The following is a 15,686-nucleotide window of genomic DNA, read 5'->3' as shown; positions in this document are numbered from 1 at the left end:
CGGCAGACGGGTGAGTTGATGTCCTGACACCACTTCAAGATGGGAAGGACAGTCATGACCCGGATTGCCGCCGCAACGCTCGCCGCCGGACTCCTCGCCACCAGCGGCTCTTTCGCGCAGGACAGCAACACAGCACAGGCGGAATTCCTCGGTCTGGCGGGAACCGAAAGCGGCCGCGCCACGCTGACCGGGAGCGATGGCGGGGTGCTGTTCGAGATCGAGCTGACCGGCCTGCCGCCGCGCAAATGGGTGGCGCTGCACATCCACGAGACCGGCGCCTGCGATCCGAGCTCGTCGCATGAATCCGCCGGCGGGCACTTCAATCCGGGTGGAAAGGAGCACGGTTTCCTGGCCGCCGACGGTCCGCATGCCGGCGACATGCCCAACCAGTACGTCGGTGACGACGGCGTCATGCGCGCCCAGGTCTTCAACGCCATGGTGCGCCTCGAGGACGGCGACAACGGCATCCGCGGCCGCGCCATCGTCGTCCATGCCGGCTTCGACGACTATCGCACCGCGCCTGCCGGCGGCGCCGGCGACCGGCTGGCCTGCGCGGTGATCAAGTAGGGGGCGGCGGGCATCGCCTGTCGCCTTCGGTCGGCGAGGGGCGTCGCTCTCGCGGTCGGTGAGGTTGTTTGCCCCGTCACCGCCCGCCGACCTTGAGCCCCGGCGCGGGGCGTTCTTCCAGGATCTGCTTGCGGAAGCGGAAGAGGGCGGCCGGGCGGCCGCCGGTGGTCGAGCTTGTCGCGCCCGTCGGCTCCACCAGTTCCGCGCCTTCGACGAGGCGGCGGAAGTTCTGCTTGTGCAGGTGGCGGCCCGAGATCGCCTCGACCGTCGCCTGCAGGTCCGTCAGGGTGAATTCCACCGGCATCAGTTCAAAGATCACCGGGCGATACTTGATCTTGCCGCGCAGGCGCGCCACCGCGGTTGCCAGGATGCGCCGGTGGTCGTGGCGCATGGCGACGCCGGCCGCGGGTTTGCCGGGGGCGGCCCAGCCGTCCGTCACCGCTTCCGCCGCAAGGCCGCCCTCATAGAGCAGTTCGTAGCGCTCGAGCACCCGCTCCTCGTCCCAGGGAAAGTCGTCGAGCCCGAAGGCGAGCCGCAGCCGTGCCTTGCGGCCGGGCAGAGCCTTGCTGTCGTGCGGCGCGCTTTCGGCCGCCCACTCGGTCAGCGCCGGGATGATCGTCCGGTCGAGGATCGCCGGCCGGCCGCCGCGCCAGTCCTCCCAGGGCAGGAAGGCATACCAGTCGCGCCAGCGCGCGCCCACCGCCTCCAGCTTCTCGGTGGCCTCCGCGTCCATGCGCGTCAGCGCCAGATAGCCGACCGAGACCATGTGCGTGCCGGCCTCGTCCGGCGCCTTCTGCCGGCCGCGGTCGCCGAAGGTGTAGAGCTGCTCGATATAGCCGAGCTTCAGCGCCGTCTGCGCCTCGACGCTGGCGCGCAGGCTGGTCTCGAAGGTGCGATGGCGCGTCGGCTCGAACGGGCCGAAGGGCAGGGCATCGCGCACGCCCTGCTCGCCCGCGATGACGAGGATCGCCGGGGCGCGGTTGTCGATCGCCACCACCGCCGCATTCAGCCCGATCTCGACCGGAGGCGAGGCGGAGAGGCTCACGGCAGCGCCCCGCCGTCGGCCAGGACGTCGGCTGCGACCGCCTCGACCGGCAGTGAAAAGGGCTGGTCGCCGACGTAGTCCGCACCGCGGCCGATCGTCTTCACCGCGGCGACGAGCCGCCCCTGCCGTCCGAGCAGCGCATCGCCGATCGCGACGATCCGGGCATTGGGCGTCGCCTGCCGGGAGACCGCGCGCAGCCGCAGCGCCAGCGCCTCGTCGTCCTGGTCGGGGGCGACGGCGAGCGCGGCGATCAGGGCCGCGGCCGGCGAGCGGGAGACGCCCATCATGCAATGGATCAGAAGCGGGGCGGTGCGGTCCCAACTGCGCGCGAAGGCGATCACCGCCGCGACGTGATCCTCCTGCGGCGCGACCAGCGCGCCGGTGCCGGCAAAGGCGATATCGTTCAACGACAGCAACAGGTGACGGGCGGGATCGATCACCGCCGGGCGATGGAAGAACTGCTTCGGCGCCACCAGGCTGATCATCTCGCGGCAGCCGTTGCGCACCGCCATTTCGGCGACCTTCGGCAGCGGCGCAACGACGATCCGGCCTGCGCCCGTGCCGGCAACGCCACCGGTGCCCGCGCCGACGCTCATGCCTGCCGCTCCCGGGCCCCGCCCGAGCGGTCCGCTTCCAGCGCCTCGAACCGCTCGACGAAGAGCCGTTGCGCCTGCAGCGCCGGCAGCGGGGTCACCGGCAGCATCTCGATCGTGATCCCGCGCGGCTCGCCGAAGAACTTCGAAGCCTCCGCGCGCGAGAAGCCCGCAAGCTCGGTGGCCTCGAAGAAGGCGGCGACGCGGTCGGCCTTCTTGATCTTGTCCTTCAGGGGGCGCGGCGTCTCGGCAGGCAGCCCGAAGCGCAGGTGAACGGCCGCCTCCAGCCGCTTCTCGACGGTCTTGTAGCCGCCGCCGACCACCGCCTTGAACGGCGAGATCATGTCGCCGATGACGTATTCCGCCGCGTCGTGCAGCAGCGCCATCAGGCATTCGTCGGGTCCGCAGCGGTTCTGCTGGCGGAAGATCGCTTCCACGACGAGCGAGTGCTGAGCGACGGAAAAGGCATGATCGCCGGCGGTCTGGCCGTTCCAGCGGGCGACGCGGGCAAGGCCGTGCGCGATGTCGGAAAGCTCGACGTCGAGCGGCGAAGGGTTCAACAGGTCGAGCCTGCGGCCGGACAGCATGCGCTGCCAGGCGCGCGGCTCGCTCCTCGTCCGTCCCGTCCCGCTCATTGCGCGGGCGCCTCGGCGCTCTCTTCGGGGAACGACAGCCCCGTCCAGTCCGGCAGGCGGGCGCTCACCTCGACGTCGCCGGCCCGGATCGGCATGCCGGCGCGCAGCGCATCGGCGACGCGGTCGATGCGGACGATGGCAAGGCCACGCTTGCCTGCAACCGTGCCGAGCGTGCCGATCGTCTTTCCCTCCGCCGTGATGTCCGTGCCCGGGGCCGGCAGCGCCGCCTGCGCCTCGATGATCACCGGCCGGCGGCGGGCGGTGCTGCGATGCTGCATGCGCGACACCACCTCCTGGCCGACATAGCAGCCCTTGCGGAAGGAGAGCCCGCCGGACAGGTCGAGCAGCACGTCGTGCGGAAAGGCGTCCGAAAGCGCATAGTCGGCCCCCGATTCGACGATCCCGCAGTCGATCCGCAGCGCATCGTAGAGGGAGGCGGGCGCGTCGCCGCCGCCGCCCGGCCGGCGCAGCAGCTTGCGGCCGGCCCTGGCGAAGCGGCCGTCGGCGATCCCTTCGCCGTCCGCGTCCCAGGTGACCGTCGTCTCCGTCGCGTCGGTGGCAGCGATCGCCACCTGCGCCCGCAGCTTGTACATGGTCAGCCGCTTGACGAGCGGATCGCGCTCCGCCTCGGCGGTCTCCAGGACAAACCCGCCGCCGGGCAGGCGGGACACCAGGAAATCGAACAGGATCTTGCCCTGCGGGCTGAGCAGCGCCCCGGCCCGGGCCTCGCCTTCCGGCAGCGCGGCAATGTCGGTGGTGATCAGCCCCTGCAGGAAGTCTTCGGCGTCGGTGCCGGTGATCGCCACGAAGGCGCGTCCGGAAAGGGTAACTGCGGGCATGGCTCAATCCAGTCTGAAGCGCGCGCCGCGGCAGGCGCACTGCAAATCTCGTCCTGATCAGAGGTAGAATGCCGGTCGGGCCGGCGCAAGTCTTATAGCGTCCGCTGGAGGCCGGCGTCCGACCTGCAGCGTCGTGCGGCAGCCTCAGTCGCCCGCGACGAAGAACTTCCACTGGCCATCCGGAGAAATGCCGACGCGGTAGAAGTTGTAGCCGCCGAACTCCTGCATGTCGGCGAAGTCGCCGGCGGTGACGATCCGCAAGAGCTCCACCTTTTCCGGCGGCGACAGCATCTCGAGCGACTTCTCGGCGAAATAGGGCCAGACATACATCTCGTTCGGCGTGCCCGCATCGACCTTGACGAAGCCGGTCGCCAGCACGTCGAGCAGGATCGCCAGGATCTCGACGCCCTCCGGATCGCCGGACAGGCCCTTCAGCGTCGTGACCGGATCGTCGGCGCCTTCGACGACGGAGACCTGGGTCTGCGTCGGTCCCTTGCCGAGCAGCGGCCGCAGCCGTTCGATGTCGCCGGAGGCGGCCGCCTCGACGATCAGTTCGCGCATGCGCTGGACGGGTTCGGGCGCCTTGGTGATGTCGTAGAGGACCTCGACCGGCGGCTCGGGCTCGGTGACCGCCTTGTCGTCTGCCGGCTCCGTCACGGCGTCTTCACCGGCGTTGCGGCGAATCAGCGGGTCGGGCATGGGCAGTTGCAGCGGCTCGCCTTCCTCGGGCTCGGCTTCCTCGGAGGGCGCCTGCGCCGGTTCGGCGCCGTCGCGCGCGGGCTGTTCCTGCGTCGTCTGTCCGGGAATCTGTTTCAGTTCGCTGAGCGCGAAGGCGGAAGAGACTGTGCCGAGGGAAGCCGTGGTCGCCAGCACGAACGAGACGGCGAACACGCTGCCGCGAAGCAGCCTGATGCGGTCGTACAAGCTCAGCATCCTTCTGGCCTTTTCGCCCTATTGAAGCGTGCGTTCCGGAGAAAACTCGCCAGCGAGCATGCGCTCGCGCAGGGAAGTCAACATGGCCTCGGCGCCTTCTTCACCGAGCAGGCGGATCGTCTCGCGCATGGCAAGCGCGATCGCGGCATCGGCGATGATCTCCGGCTCGATGCCGTCGGCCATCCCGTCCGCCCAGGCCTCGTTCTGGTGTTCCAGCGCGGCCTGCATCTTCTCGTGTACGATCATCTCGTCGATATCGTTGAGGCTTGGTTCCATCATGTGATCCATGCGAGGCATCTACTTCTTTACCAGACTGTTAATGAGCTTATCAGCCTTTTATCAAAACGACACGGGTGCGGCGAAAAAGAGGTTAATTATCCGCTAATTTCCGAACCGGGCGGTAATTTCCGTGGCAAGTGTTGCACCTTCGTTACGGTATCGCTGTTCTGCGACAACGGCCTGTTCGGTGCAAGAGGCATAGACGGAGGCGAACGAACGGTATCCCCGGTTGAATGCGGCGGTCAGCCGTTCCTTGCGCGCCTGCTCGCTGCCGGCCTCCATCGCGATCAGCTCTTCCATCGACGCGCGCCAGGTGTCTTCCTTGTCCTTCAGGCAGAGATTGCGCAGGTAGTGGACGGCGCCGAGGATCTCCGAAAGCCGCTCCAGCCGCCCGTCATAGGGCGCCGGCTTGCTCTCGGCAGCCGGTGCGGCAGGCGGAGAAGCCGGCGAACCGGGCGCGGCCGGGGCGGCAGCCTCCTGCGCTGCGGCGGCAAACGGCGCGCCGGATAGAATCAGCGCAAGCGCCAGCGCGCGCACCGAACGGGGAAGGGCCGGATAGGGAAGGGCGAGGCGGGAAGCGTTCTTCATCCGGCTCACCAGAGGCCGCCGACATGCGGCGGATCGCCACCCGCCCGGTCGCGGTCGGCCTGAAGCCGGCGGATGCAGTCGCGGACGCTTTCGGGGGCCGGCAGCGACAGGATCTCTTCGGCGGTGAACCAGCCGAGATCGGCCGCATCGTCCGCCGCGACGGCAACCGCGTCGGCATCGGCCTCGACGCGGAACACCGACAGGAAGAAGTGACTGGCGGTCGACCGGCTCTTCAGGTCGTAGGTGGCGTAGAGGCGGGGATCGCGCACGGCAATGCCGGTTTCCTCCCGAAACTCCCGAAGCGCCGTCTCCGCCGGCGTTTCCCCCGCCTCCGCCCGGCCGCCGGGAAAGGCATACATGTCCGCAGCCGGAGGGTTGCGCCGCAACACCAAAAGGTATCGCCCGTCGCGCTCGAGAATGGCAGAGGAGGCTGCTTTTGCGGTCATCGGCGGTTCCGACTCTTCATGTCTTCCTTATAGTGGTCGCCTGCGGATTGATCCAGATGCGCCTTCCTTGCGGCGTCGGCTGGCGTTGAAATCGGCCGGTGCGCCGTCTATCTCGTATCTCGAAGGGCGGACACGGGAACAGGCTGTCATCATGTGCGGACGCTTTGCATTGACCGAACCGGCCGCCAGGCTGAAGGAGTTCCTCGACGTCGTGGACGTGGAGGAGTTTCCGGCGCGGTACAACATTGCGCCGACCCAGCCGATCCTGGTGGTGATCGCAGGCGAGCGGCAGGAGCCGGGCAGCAATCTTCCCGACCGCAAGGCGCTGCTGGTGCGCTGGGGCTTCACGCCCTCCTGGGTCAAGGATCCGCGCGAATTCCCGCTTCTCATCAACGCCCGCGCGGAGACGGCGATCGGCAAGGCCTCCTTCCGCGCCGCCATGCGCCATCGGCGCATCCTCGTGCCGGCAAGCGGGTTCTACGAGTGGCATCGCCCGCCGAAGGGATCGAAGGAGAAGTCGCAGGCCTACTGGATCCGGCCGAGGAACGGGCGGATCGTCGCCTTCGCAGGGCTGATGGAGACCTGGTCGTCGGCCGATGGATCGGAGGTGGACACCGGCGCGATCCTGACGACCGCCGCCAATGCCGCGATTGGCCGCATTCATGATCGCATGCCGGTCGTGATAGAGCCGCGGGACTTCGCCCGCTGGCTGGATTGCAAGACGCAGGAACCGCGCGCGGTGGAAGACCTGCTGCGTCCGATCGACGACGATTTCTTCGAAGCCGTCCCCGTCTCCGACCGGGTCAACAAGGTCGCCAACGTCGACCCGGAGATACAGGCGCCGGTTGCCCCGGCTCTTGCCGAGGCGGCCGCCCCGTCAACAGGCGAAAGGGCGCGGGAACGGCGCCGGAAGACCGGCACCGGAAACGATGAGGGCGGACCGGACGACGGCGGGCAGCTGTCGCTGCTCTGACGGCCGCGCCGGTGGTATACCTGCTTGCACGCGGGCAAGCCCGCGCGCGAGAACCGGCCGCTCGCGCCTGCTCAGGCCTCTTCCATGTCCTGCAGGCAGGCCGGCAGGTCTTTCTTGTTCCCCTTGGTCCGCTTGTCCTCTTCCGGCTTGCGCTGGCTGGCTGCCGCCAGCACCGCCTTCAACCGCAGCGGTTTGTATTGTTCCTCGAGCTTCTCCGACTTTCGCTCTTTCGGCGAAGTTGAACCCTTCGCGCCTACAGTAAACATTATTTACTCCCATTAATAATTCCGGAGCGTCAAGCTATCCTCATGTAGTGCCTGATGCGCTTTCGGAATATAGATGTCGATTTTGGTGAAATTCTGCCGAAAAGTCGAATTATGTTTGATCTCTCCGGCGAGGATGTCGTTAACAATGGTTAACGTGCGCATGATATACAGAACGAGAAGCCATGCGCCGGTGACCATGCCCCTCAAGCCGGTCAGGCGTTGGGGACGGATTTTTCCTGCCGTCGCGCGTTGATCTGCATGGCGGCGGCGATGACCGCCCTCAGCCCTGCCGGACGGCGCCGGTAGGTTGCACTCTTGCCGGGCGTCAGTCTGGCGGCAATTTTCGAGATCATCTTCGTTGTCCTCCGTCAGCCTGTTGTTGAATGTGCGGTGCCTGTTTTTTGCCAGCATCGGTCCGGGCGCGGTGTTTCCGAAGGAACAGGGCGGGCGGTTTTCCTTGCAGGCGCACCGGAGGGGAGGGGCGATGATCTTGAAGGGGCGACGATTTTGTCGATCCCGCGCCCGGGGCACCCTTGACCGCCGCAGATTCCAGCGCGATAAAGCGTTCCATGAAAACGGAACTCTGCATTATTTGCCGGAGCATTATTCGCTAGCTGCACAGCTGGCTTGGCCGTTTTCGTCTCCTGAAATCCCCAGATGACAAACGGGCCGGGCCAACCGGACGCTTGCCCTTGGGAGATTTTTGATGGCCGACAAACCGGTCCTGACCCTCTACAACACGCTGACCCGGTCGAAGGCGCCGTTTGCGCCGATCGACCCGGACAATGTGCGTCTCTATGTCTGCGGCCCGACCGTCTACGACTTCGCCCATATCGGCAACGCTCGCCCCGTGATCGTCTTCGACGTGCTGTTCCGGCTGCTGCGGCATCTCCATGGCGAGAGCCACGTGACCTATGTCCGCAACATCACCGACGTCGACGACAAGATCAACGCGCGCGCGCTGCGAGACTTCGGCCGCGAGATCGACGCCGGCACGGTGACGCTGAACGAGGCGATCCGCCGCGTCACCGAGAAGACCGCCGACCAGTTCCACAAGGACGTGGCGGCGCTCGGCACGCTGCCGCCGACGCACGAGCCGCGCGCCACCGATTTCGTGCAGAAACGTGCGGACGGCCGCGCCGACATGATCACGCTGATCGAGCGGCTGATCGAACGCGGCCATGCCTATCAGGCGGGCGGCGAGGTTCTGTTCGACACCTCCTGGTCGGGCTATGGCGAGCTGTCGAAGCGCAATCTCGACGAACAGCAGGCCGGCGCCCGCGTCGCCGTCGACGGCCACAAGAAGAACCCCGGCGATTTCGTGCTGTGGAAGCTGTCCTCGCCGGAGGAGCCGGGCTGGGAAAGCCCGTGGGGCCGGGGGCGTCCCGGCTGGCACATCGAGTGCTCGGCGATGTCGGCCGCCTATCTCGGCGAGACCTTCGACATCCACGGCGGCGGGCTCGACCTGATCTTCCCGCACCACGAGAACGAGATCGCCCAGTCGCGCTGCGCCCACGGCACGAGCGTGATGGCCAACGTCTGGATGCACAACGGCTTCGTCCAGGTCGAGGGCCGCAAGATGTCGAAGTCGGAAGGCAACTTCGTCACCATCCACGACCTGCTCGAGACCGAGACCTTCGGCGGCCGCACATGGCCGGGCGAGGTGCTGCGGCTCGCCATGCTGATGACGCACTATCGCGAGCCGATCGACTTTTCGGTCAAGCGGCTGGAGGAGGCGGAGCGGCTGCTCGCCAAGTGGCCGGCGGGCACGGCGGATGCTGAGGCGGAGAGCGCGGCGGTCGACCCGGCCGTCCTCGCCGCGCTGGCGGACGACCTCAATACGGTCGCGGCGGTGCAGGCGCTGCATGCGCTCGCCCACAAGGCGGCCACCGATCCGGTCGCTGCGCGATCCTTCCGGGCGAGCGCGGCGCTTCTCGGCGTGACGGCGAAAAAGGCCGAGATTTCAGAGGCTCTGGAGGCGAGCGTTGAATCGATCATTCAGCTTCGGCTGGAGATGCTGAAAGCCAGGAATTTCGCCGAGGCCGACAAGATCCGCGACGACCTGCTCGCCAAGGGCATCCAGCTCAAGGACGGCAAGGATCCGGCGACGGGTGAGCGCGTGACGACGTGGGAGGTCAGGCGGTGAGGTTTGCTACGGTCCGGTGATTGGCATATGCTGTGGCATATGCCAACTGGTTGATGGAGGCTTTCGATGAATGTCGTTCGCGTCGAAAAGGAACCCGGCAAGGAGGCCGGCGAAAGGGTCGTCAAGCTGTTCCGCAACGGCCGCAACCAGGCCGTGCGCATTCCCGTGGAGTTCGAAATGCCCGGCGACGAGGCGGTGATGCGGAAGGAAGGCGACCGGCTGATCATCGAGCCGAAGCGGAAGAAGAGCGACCTGTTGGAGTGGCTCGCGACGCTGGAGCCGATCGATGAGGATTTTCCGGATCTGGACGAGAGCCTTTTGCCGAACAGGGATATCGACCTGTGACGGAGGCACGCTATATGCTCGACACCAACACGGTCTCCCACCTTTTCAGGCAGCCCCAGGGAGCTGTGGCCAGGCGCATCGCCGAGGTCGGAAGGGACAATATCTGCGTCAGCGTCGTTGTCGCAGCCGAGATGCGCTACGGCAGCCGCAAGAAAAACTCGGCACGTCTATCGGCCGCGGTCGAGGACTATCTGGCGCGCGTCGAAGTCGTTCCTTTCGCGGAGCCGGCGGACGAATCCTACGCGGACATTCGCCTGTCCCTGGAGGGGCGCGGCACGCCGATCAGCCCTAACGACATGCTGATCGCGGCGCACGCGCTTTCCCTCGGTATGACACTGGTGACGGACAACATGCGCGAGTTTGCCCGCATCGAGGGGCTGGCGATCGAGAATTGGATCCAGCGCGACGAGCCCGCCCCATGACCGCCCCCCTCTACACCGGCGGCTGCCAGTGCGGCGCGGTCCGCTTCCGCGTTCGCGGCGCCCTGGCCGACAGCTCGATCTGCCATTGCCGCATGTGCCAGAAGGCGTTCGGCGCCTATTATGCACCGCTGGTCTCCACCCGCGGCGCCGAACTCGTCTGGACGCGGGGGGAGCCCAAGAAATTTCGCTCCTCGAACTTCGCGCTCCGCGGCTTCTGCGCCGACTGCGGCACGCCGCTCACCTACGAGGCCCCGGACGGGGTCGCGATCGCGGCCGGCGCCTTCGACGATCCCTCGGCCCTGCCGCCCGTGGTGCAGTTCGGCACGGAAGCGAAGATCGGCTTCGTCGATGCCCTGCATGCGTTGCCCGGCCACAGGACGGAGGAGGACGCCGAGGAGGCGCCCTTCGTGCTCGAGATCGTGTCCTTCCAGCATCCCGACCACGACACCGCCGCCTGGCCGCCGGAGGGCCGTGCTGCCGGTGCTGCGGATCTGCCCCCGCCGGAGGACCGCGGATGAGCATTGCGCGGATCTATACCGGCGGCTGCCAGTGCGGCGCGGTGCGCTATCGCGCCGAGGGCGTGCTCGACGACCCGCACCTGTGCCATTGCCGCATGTGCCAGAAGGCGGCCGGCAACTACTTCCTGCCGCTCGCCAACGCCGCCCGCGACGGCTTCCGCCTGACGCGCGGCGAGCCCGGCTGGTTCCGCTCGTCCGAGCATGTCCGCCGCGGCTTCTGCCGCGACTGCGGCACGCCCTTGTTCTACGACATGCCGGAGGAGCGCTTCATCAACATCGTGCTCGGCTCGCTCGACGATCCGGAGGACGTGCGCCCGCATGCGCAGTCCGGCGTCGAATCGCGCATGTTCTGGTTCTCGCAGCTTGCCCGCCTGCCGGAGAAGGAAACCGACGCCGCCGGTCCGGCCGGCCGCGAGCATCACCTCGCCATCCTGGAATCGAACCGCCAGCACCCGGACTACGACACCGATCACTGGCCACCGGAGGATTGACATGACAGACACCCCCCGTACCGGAGGCTGCCAGTGCGGCGCCGTCCGCTTCCGCATCCACGGCGCGCTCGGCCGCCCGTCGATCTGCCATTGCCGCATGTGCCAGAAGCAGTTCGGCGGTTTCTTCTCAGCGCTCGTCACCGCGCCGAAGGATGGCGTCGAGTGGACGCGCGACGAACCGAGCTATTTCCAGTCCTCGGTCAACATCGACCGCGGTTTCTGCAGCAACTGCGGCACGCCGATGACCTACCGCCACCCCGGCGGCCTGGAGATCGCCATCGGCACCTTCGACGACCGCTCCGACCTGGCGCCGCAGATCCAGGTGAACCACGCTGCGCGCCTGCCCTGGGTCGAGACCATCTTCGACCAGCCGGTGCTGGACGATCCCGACTACTACTCCAGGCAGGAAAAGATCATCTCCTTCCAGCACCCGGACCACGAGACCGACAACTGGCCGGCGCATGGGCTGAAGATCTGACCGGTCCGCAGGGCGGAGAATTGCCCCTCACCCTGACCCTTGCCCCGTGAACGGGGAGAGGAAATGCAGGCGGTGCGGCAGGCGTCCTTCTCCCCGTTCGCGGGGAGAAGATGGCCGGCAGGCCGGATGAGAGGCCGCAGGACTGAAGACACATGATACCGTTCCCAGGGAGGGAACACATGACCAAGGAACGCATCTATCTCTTCGACACGACGCTGCGCGACGGGCAGCAGACGCCGGGCGTCGATTTTTCGGTCGAGGACAAGATCGCGATCGCCGCGATGCTGGACGAGTTCGGCCTCGACTATGTCGAGGGTGGATATCCCGGCGCCAACCCGACCGACACCGCCTTCTTTTCCCGCAGGCAGACGCAGAGCGCCCGCTTCGTCGCCTTCGGCATGACCAAGCGCGCCGGCGTGTCGGCGTCGAACGATCCGGGCCTCGCCGCGCTGATCGAGGCGTCGAGCGATGCGGTCTGTCTCGTCGCCAAGAGCTGGGACTATCACGTCCGCGTGGCGCTCGGCTGCAGCAACGAGGAGAACCTCGAATCGATTTCCGCCTCGGTGAAGGCCGTCGTCGCCGCCGGCAAGGAGGCGATGGTCGATTGCGAGCACTTCTTCGACGGCTACAAGAACAATCCGGAATATGCGCTTGCCTGCGCCAAGACCGCCTATGACGCCGGCGCGCGCTGGGTGGTGCTGTGCGATACCAACGGCGGCACGCAGCCGCCGGAGATCCGCGACATCGTCCAGGCCGTGATCGCAGCCGGCATCCCGGGCGCAAACCTCGGCATCCATGCCCACAACGACACCGGCCAGGCGGTCGCCAATTCGCTCGCCGCCGTCGAGGCCGGCGTGCGCCAGATCCAGGGCACGCTGAACGGCATCGGCGAGCGCTGCGGCAATGCCAACCTCGTCGCCATCATCCCGACGCTGGTGCTCAAGGACGCCTACAACACCCGCTTTACGGTCTCGATCGACCGCGAGCGGCTCGAGGGTCTGACCCGGCTGTCGCACCGCTTCGACGAACTCCTGAACCGCTCGCCCGATCACCAGATGCCCTATGTCGGCGCATCCGCCTTCGCGACCAAGGCCGGCATCCACGCCTCCGCGCTCCTGAAGGACCCGCGCACCTACGAGCACGTGCCGCCGGAAACCGTCGGCAACCTGCGCAAGGTCATGGTCTCCGACCAGGGCGGCAAGGCCAATTTCATCAATGCCCTGAAGCTGCGCGGCATCGTCGTCGCCAAGGACGATCCGAAGCTCGACCGGCTGATCGAGATCGTCAAGGAGCGCGAGGCGACCGGCTACGCCTACGAGGGCGCGGATGCGAGCTTCGCGCTGCTCGCCTGTCGCACGCTCGGCTCGATCCCCAGCTTCTTCCATGTCGACAGTTTCCGCGTCATGGTCGAGCGCCGCTACGACGCCAACGGCAACCTGAAGACGGTGTCCGAGGCGGTGGTCAAGGTGGTGGTCGACGGCGAGACGATGATGTCGGTCGCCGAAGGCCACGGCCCGGTCAACGCGCTCGACCTGGCGCTGCGCAAGGACCTCGGCAAGTACCAGTCGGAGATCGCCGACCTCGAGCTTGCCGACTACAAGGTCCGCATCCTCAACGGCGGCACCGAGGCGATCACCCGCGTGCTGATCGAATCGACCGATGCGACGGGCGCGCGCTGGTGGACGGTCGGGGTGTCGGACAACATCATCGACGCCTCGTTCCAGGCGCTGATGGACAGCATCGTCTACAAGCTCCTGAAGAACCGCGGCGAAGCGGGCCGGGTCGCGGCCGAATGAGCGGCAGCGACGGGCAAGGACGAGGGGCGACAGCCATGCGCATCGTGATGAAACTGCTGCTGGTGCTGGTCGCGACCGGGCTTGCGGCACTGCTGTTCGTGGCCACAGCCAGGGTCTCGGCCCCGGTCGAGGACATTCTCTACGGCAAGCCGCTGCGCCTCGACCCCGATGACGGGCTGGCGCTGCTGATGCTGGCGATCATACTGGTTCCGGGCGCGATGACGGCATGGCTGGCCGAGCTCTCCGCCGGCCGAAGGCTCGGCCGCATCGCGCGCGCGATCCTCGTGCTCGCCTGCAACGGCCTCGTCACCGGCCTCCTGTTCGGCCTGTTCGCCACGCTCGACGACTATTTCACCGCACCCGGGCTGGAGCCGGCCTATGCCGCGATCGGGGCTGCCGCCGGCGGGCTCTGCGGCCTGCTCCAGTGGTCGCTCGCCGCGCGCCTCGACAGGGACGGTCAGCGTCAGCGCGGCTGATCCTTTTCTTCACCGAAATGAATTGGTGCATTCGCGGCCGTTGCAGTAGGAACGCGGGATAAGGGGTGGGGTGCGGAGCCGTTTTCGCGCCCGTCACCGGCAACGAACAGGAACCAGCGCCATGGCCGAAGTAAAGAACGCTCCCGCAGCGACGAACGGCGATTCCCTGCAAGGCTTTCTCTTCGCGCTGACGGCCTATGTGCTCTGGGGTTTCCTGCCCTTCTTCATGAAGGCGGTCGCGCATATCCCGGCCTCCGAGGTGGTGGCGCACCGGATCCTCTGGTCGGTGCCGCTCGCCGGCCTCGTTCTCGTCATCCTCGGCCGCACCGCCGATATCCGCGTCGCGCTGCGCTCGCCGCGCATGCTCGCCATGGCGGCGCTGACGGCCGTGCTGATCACCATCAACTGGGGCATCTACGTCTGGGCGATCGGCGCGGGCCGGGCGATCGAGACGGCGCTCGGCTACTATATCAACCCGCTGTTCTCGATCTTCCTCGGCGCCGTGCTCTTGCGGGAGAAGCTGACGCGGGCGCAGATCGTCGCGATCGTGCTCGCCGCCGCCGCCGTGCTGGTGCTGGCGCTCGAGGCCGGCGGGCTGCCCTGGGTGTCCTTGGCGCTGTGCGTCAGCTGGGGCTTCTATGCCTTCTTCCGCAAGACGCTGCCGGTCGGGCCGAACCAGGGCTTCTTCCTGGAGGTGCTGCTGCTCAGCGTCCCCTCGATCGGCTACATCATCTACCTGGAGACGACCGGCCGCGGCCATTTCGGCGACACCGGCACGGCGGACGTCCTGTGGCTGCTCGCCTGCGGCGTCGTCACAGCCGTGCCGCTGATGATCTACGCCAACGGCGCCAAGCTCTTGAAGCTCTCGACCATCGGCATCATGCAGTACATCGCGCCGACGATGATCTTCATCATTGCCGTCTTCTTCTTCCACGAGCCCTTCGGCCATGCGCAGATGCTGGCCTTCGGGCTGATCTGGCTGGCGCTGTTCATCTATTCGGGATCGATGCTGACCTCCGCCCGCGCGCAGCGCATGGAAAGCCTGAAGCCGGCGGAATAGGGCAGCGTGTTCCGGGACGGTCGGTGCGACGCGCCGACCTCAAGGTGCTTCAGAGCCTGGCGATGATGCCGGCCTCGCCCTCGCGGTCGATGGCCCCGGCCCAGTGTTCGATCAGGGCGGGCACGATCTGATCGGCCTCGTCGATGACGAGCGGCTGGACCAGATGGGCGGCATGGACGAAGCCGGCATCGGCCATGTGGCGGATGAGCTTCAGCATCGGGTCCCAGAAGCCGCCGACATTGGCGAAGACGATCGGCTTGCGATGGCGGCCGAGTTGCGCCCAGGTCATGATCTCGACGATCTCCTCCAGCGTGCCGATGCCGCCCGGCAGCGCCACGAAGGCGTCGGCGCGCTCGAACATCTTGTGCTTGCGCTCGTGCATGTCGACCGTGACGATCAGTTCGGAGAGCTGGCCGAGCGAGTGGCGCGTGGCCTCCATGTCCATCAGGAATTGCGGTATAATGCCGGTAACGCGGCCGCCGGCGGACAGGACCCCGCTCGCCACGGCACCCATGATGCCCTTTGTGCCGCCGCCATAGACGAGCCGCAGGTGATTCGACGCAATCGATCTGCCGAGCGCGCGGCCGGCATTGATGTATGAGGAATCGCGTCCCGGCTGGGAGCCGCAATAGACGCAGATGGACCGGATGGGCATGGTTTCGTCGTTCATGACGCGATTGAGCCATCCGATGCGGGCCTTGGTCAAGAAAAATGACGAAAAAGGCCGGACCAAACCTTGAGCAAGGGTTGCGCAAGCTTGTGGAAACCCTTGGAAATCGCTAGCAATTCA

Annotated in this window: 22 protein-coding genes; 11 read left to right on the top strand and 11 right to left on the bottom strand. The window is 67.0% G+C overall.

From position 1 onward, the window contains the following. Positions 1 to 54: 54 nt before the first annotated feature. On the top strand, positions 55 to 567 hold the full coding sequence (locus P0086_RS04870; protein ID WP_275783108.1) for a superoxide dismutase family protein: 513 nt from the start codon (positions 55 to 57) through the stop codon (positions 565 to 567). 76 nt (positions 568 to 643) lie between these two features. On the opposite strand, the gene P0086_RS04865 is transcribed toward P0086_RS04870, so the two are convergent. The 8 genes from P0086_RS04865 to P0086_RS04830 form a co-directional block, all read right to left on the bottom strand. Then, on the bottom strand, positions 644 to 1,612 hold the full coding sequence (locus P0086_RS04865) for an NAD regulator (protein WP_112597438.1): 969 nt from the start codon (positions 1,610 to 1,612) through the stop codon (positions 644 to 646). Then, positions 1,609 to 2,208 (bottom strand): tyrosine phosphatase family protein, encoded by a 600-nt coding sequence (locus tag P0086_RS04860; RefSeq protein WP_275783105.1) that lies wholly within the window; start codon positions 2,206 to 2,208, stop codon positions 1,609 to 1,611. Before P0086_RS04860 ends, P0086_RS04865 begins: the two co-directional genes overlap by 4 nt. Then, positions 2,205 to 2,840: an HD family hydrolase gene (locus P0086_RS04855; RefSeq protein WP_275783102.1), complete on the bottom strand. Its 636-nt coding sequence runs from the start codon at positions 2,838 to 2,840 to the stop codon at positions 2,205 to 2,207. The genes P0086_RS04860 and P0086_RS04855 overlap by 4 nt, the downstream gene beginning before the upstream one ends. Further along, positions 2,837 to 3,679: a folate-binding protein YgfZ gene (locus P0086_RS04850; RefSeq protein WP_275783099.1), complete on the bottom strand. Its 843-nt coding sequence runs from the start codon at positions 3,677 to 3,679 to the stop codon at positions 2,837 to 2,839. Before P0086_RS04850 ends, P0086_RS04855 begins: the two co-directional genes overlap by 4 nt. 144 nt (positions 3,680 to 3,823) lie before the next feature. Then, entirely contained in the window at positions 3,824 to 4,609 is a 786-nt protein-coding gene (locus P0086_RS04845) for a hypothetical protein (protein WP_275784395.1), read from the bottom strand. Positions 4,610 to 4,630: 21 nt separating this feature from the next. Further along, complete coding sequence (locus P0086_RS04840; RefSeq protein ID WP_112597446.1) at positions 4,631 to 4,900, bottom strand: hypothetical protein; 270 nt, start codon at positions 4,898 to 4,900, stop codon at positions 4,631 to 4,633. A gap of 93 nt (positions 4,901 to 4,993) precedes the next feature. Next, entirely contained in the window at positions 4,994 to 5,479 is a 486-nt protein-coding gene (locus P0086_RS04835) for a TIGR02301 family protein (protein ID WP_148151172.1), read from the bottom strand. 5 nt (positions 5,480 to 5,484) lie between these two features. Beyond that, positions 5,485 to 5,925, bottom strand: coding sequence for an NUDIX domain-containing protein (locus tag P0086_RS04830; RefSeq protein ID WP_275783092.1), 441 nt, complete (start codon positions 5,923 to 5,925; stop codon positions 5,485 to 5,487). 151 nt (positions 5,926 to 6,076) lie between these two features. On the opposite strand from P0086_RS04830, the gene P0086_RS04825 reads away from it, so the two are divergent. Further along, on the top strand, positions 6,077 to 6,898 hold the full coding sequence (locus P0086_RS04825) for an SOS response-associated peptidase (RefSeq protein WP_275783089.1): 822 nt from the start codon (positions 6,077 to 6,079) through the stop codon (positions 6,896 to 6,898). Between the two features lie 71 nt (positions 6,899 to 6,969). Here P0086_RS04825 and P0086_RS04820 read toward each other — a convergent pair whose 3' ends face one another. Then, positions 6,970 to 7,164, bottom strand: a complete 195-nt coding sequence (locus tag P0086_RS04820) for a hypothetical protein (protein WP_275783086.1) — start codon at positions 7,162 to 7,164, stop codon at positions 6,970 to 6,972. Positions 7,165 to 7,176: 12 nt separating this feature from the next. Next, positions 7,177 to 7,575 carry a hypothetical protein gene (locus P0086_RS04815; RefSeq protein WP_275783083.1) on the bottom strand — a complete coding sequence of 133 codons (399 nt, stop codon included), beginning with the start codon at positions 7,573 to 7,575 and terminating at the stop codon, positions 7,177 to 7,179. A gap of 295 nt (positions 7,576 to 7,870) precedes the next feature. On the opposite strand from P0086_RS04815, the gene cysS reads away from it, so the two are divergent. The 9 genes from cysS (at position 7,871) to rarD (ending at position 14,896) form a co-directional block, all read left to right on the top strand. Beyond that, entirely contained in the window at positions 7,871 to 9,310 is a 1,440-nt protein-coding gene (gene cysS, locus P0086_RS04810) for a cysteine--tRNA ligase (protein ID WP_275783080.1), read from the top strand. Positions 9,311 to 9,376: 66 nt separating this feature from the next. Continuing rightward, positions 9,377 to 9,655 carry an AbrB/MazE/SpoVT family DNA-binding domain-containing protein gene (locus tag P0086_RS04805; protein WP_112597458.1) on the top strand — a complete coding sequence of 93 codons (279 nt, stop codon included), beginning with the start codon at positions 9,377 to 9,379 and terminating at the stop codon, positions 9,653 to 9,655. Between the two features lie 14 nt (positions 9,656 to 9,669). Next, positions 9,670 to 10,077, top strand: a complete 408-nt coding sequence (locus P0086_RS04800; protein ID WP_275783077.1) for a type II toxin-antitoxin system VapC family toxin — start codon at positions 9,670 to 9,672, stop codon at positions 10,075 to 10,077. Further along, on the top strand, positions 10,074 to 10,595 hold the full coding sequence (locus tag P0086_RS04795; RefSeq protein WP_275783076.1) for a GFA family protein: 522 nt from the start codon (positions 10,074 to 10,076) through the stop codon (positions 10,593 to 10,595). The genes P0086_RS04800 and P0086_RS04795 overlap by 4 nt, the downstream gene beginning before the upstream one ends. Next, entirely contained in the window at positions 10,592 to 11,086 is a 495-nt protein-coding gene (locus tag P0086_RS04790; protein ID WP_112597462.1) for a GFA family protein, read from the top strand. The genes P0086_RS04795 and P0086_RS04790 overlap by 4 nt, the downstream gene beginning before the upstream one ends. A 1-nt stretch (position 11,087) precedes the next feature. Next, a complete protein-coding gene (locus P0086_RS04785) occupies positions 11,088 to 11,564 on the top strand; it encodes a GFA family protein (protein WP_112612998.1) in 477 nt (158 codons plus the stop codon). Between the two features lie 179 nt (positions 11,565 to 11,743). Then, positions 11,744 to 13,360, top strand: a complete 1,617-nt coding sequence (gene cimA, locus P0086_RS04780; RefSeq protein WP_275783073.1) for a citramalate synthase — start codon at positions 11,744 to 11,746, stop codon at positions 13,358 to 13,360. A gap of 35 nt (positions 13,361 to 13,395) precedes the next feature. Continuing rightward, positions 13,396 to 13,836: a hypothetical protein gene (locus P0086_RS04775; protein WP_275783071.1), complete on the top strand. Its 441-nt coding sequence runs from the start codon at positions 13,396 to 13,398 to the stop codon at positions 13,834 to 13,836. 121 nt (positions 13,837 to 13,957) lie between these two features. Continuing rightward, positions 13,958 to 14,896: an EamA family transporter RarD gene (gene rarD / locus P0086_RS04770; protein WP_112612996.1), complete on the top strand. Its 939-nt coding sequence runs from the start codon at positions 13,958 to 13,960 to the stop codon at positions 14,894 to 14,896. A gap of 49 nt (positions 14,897 to 14,945) precedes the next feature. Here the strand turns inward: rarD and P0086_RS04765 are convergent, their stop codons facing one another. Then, positions 14,946 to 15,566 (bottom strand): TIGR00730 family Rossman fold protein, encoded by a 621-nt coding sequence (locus P0086_RS04765; protein WP_112597733.1) that lies wholly within the window; start codon positions 15,564 to 15,566, stop codon positions 14,946 to 14,948. Positions 15,567 to 15,686 lie beyond the last annotated feature (120 nt).

The sequence above is a fragment of the Mycoplana sp. MJR14 genome, from assembly GCF_029210525.1.
Lineage (GTDB): Bacteria > Pseudomonadota > Alphaproteobacteria > Rhizobiales > Rhizobiaceae > Mycoplana.
The sequence above is the reverse complement of the archived record's forward strand: the minus strand, read 5'-3'. Positions and strand labels throughout refer to the sequence as shown.

Coding starts and splice junctions, on each gene's coding strand:
- P0086_RS04870 (WP_275783108.1), top strand. CDS start 55: ATGACCCGGATTGCCGCCGCAACGCTCGCCGCCGGACTCCTCGCCACC.
- P0086_RS04860 (WP_275783105.1), bottom strand. CDS start 2,208: ATGAGCGTCGGCGCGGGCACCGGTGGCGTTGCCGGCACGGGCGCAGGC.
- P0086_RS04855 (WP_275783102.1), bottom strand. CDS start 2,840: ATGAGCGGGACGGGACGGACGAGGAGCGAGCCGCGCGCCTGGCAGCGC.
- P0086_RS04850 (WP_275783099.1), bottom strand. CDS start 3,679: ATGCCCGCAGTTACCCTTTCCGGACGCGCCTTCGTGGCGATCACCGGC.
- P0086_RS04840 (WP_112597446.1), bottom strand. CDS start 4,900: ATGGATCACATGATGGAACCAAGCCTCAACGATATCGACGAGATGATC.
- P0086_RS04835 (WP_148151172.1), bottom strand. CDS start 5,479: ATGAAGAACGCTTCCCGCCTCGCCCTTCCCTATCCGGCCCTTCCCCGT.
- P0086_RS04830 (WP_275783092.1), bottom strand. CDS start 5,925: ATGACCGCAAAAGCAGCCTCCTCTGCCATTCTCGAGCGCGACGGGCGA.
- P0086_RS04825 (WP_275783089.1), top strand. CDS start 6,077: ATGTGCGGACGCTTTGCATTGACCGAACCGGCCGCCAGGCTGAAGGAG.
- P0086_RS04820 (WP_275783086.1), bottom strand. CDS start 7,164: ATGTTTACTGTAGGCGCGAAGGGTTCAACTTCGCCGAAAGAGCGAAAG.
- P0086_RS04815 (WP_275783083.1), bottom strand. CDS start 7,575: ATGCTGGCAAAAAACAGGCACCGCACATTCAACAACAGGCTGACGGAG.
- cysS (WP_275783080.1), top strand. CDS start 7,871: ATGGCCGACAAACCGGTCCTGACCCTCTACAACACGCTGACCCGGTCG.
- P0086_RS04805 (WP_112597458.1), top strand. CDS start 9,377: ATGAATGTCGTTCGCGTCGAAAAGGAACCCGGCAAGGAGGCCGGCGAA.
- P0086_RS04800 (WP_275783077.1), top strand. CDS start 9,670: ATGCTCGACACCAACACGGTCTCCCACCTTTTCAGGCAGCCCCAGGGA.
- P0086_RS04795 (WP_275783076.1), top strand. CDS start 10,074: ATGACCGCCCCCCTCTACACCGGCGGCTGCCAGTGCGGCGCGGTCCGC.
- P0086_RS04790 (WP_112597462.1), top strand. CDS start 10,592: ATGAGCATTGCGCGGATCTATACCGGCGGCTGCCAGTGCGGCGCGGTG.
- P0086_RS04785 (WP_112612998.1), top strand. CDS start 11,088: ATGACAGACACCCCCCGTACCGGAGGCTGCCAGTGCGGCGCCGTCCGC.
- cimA (WP_275783073.1), top strand. CDS start 11,744: ATGACCAAGGAACGCATCTATCTCTTCGACACGACGCTGCGCGACGGG.
- P0086_RS04775 (WP_275783071.1), top strand. CDS start 13,396: ATGCGCATCGTGATGAAACTGCTGCTGGTGCTGGTCGCGACCGGGCTT.
- rarD (WP_112612996.1), top strand. CDS start 13,958: ATGGCCGAAGTAAAGAACGCTCCCGCAGCGACGAACGGCGATTCCCTG.
- P0086_RS04765 (WP_112597733.1), bottom strand. CDS start 15,566: ATGAACGACGAAACCATGCCCATCCGGTCCATCTGCGTCTATTGCGGC.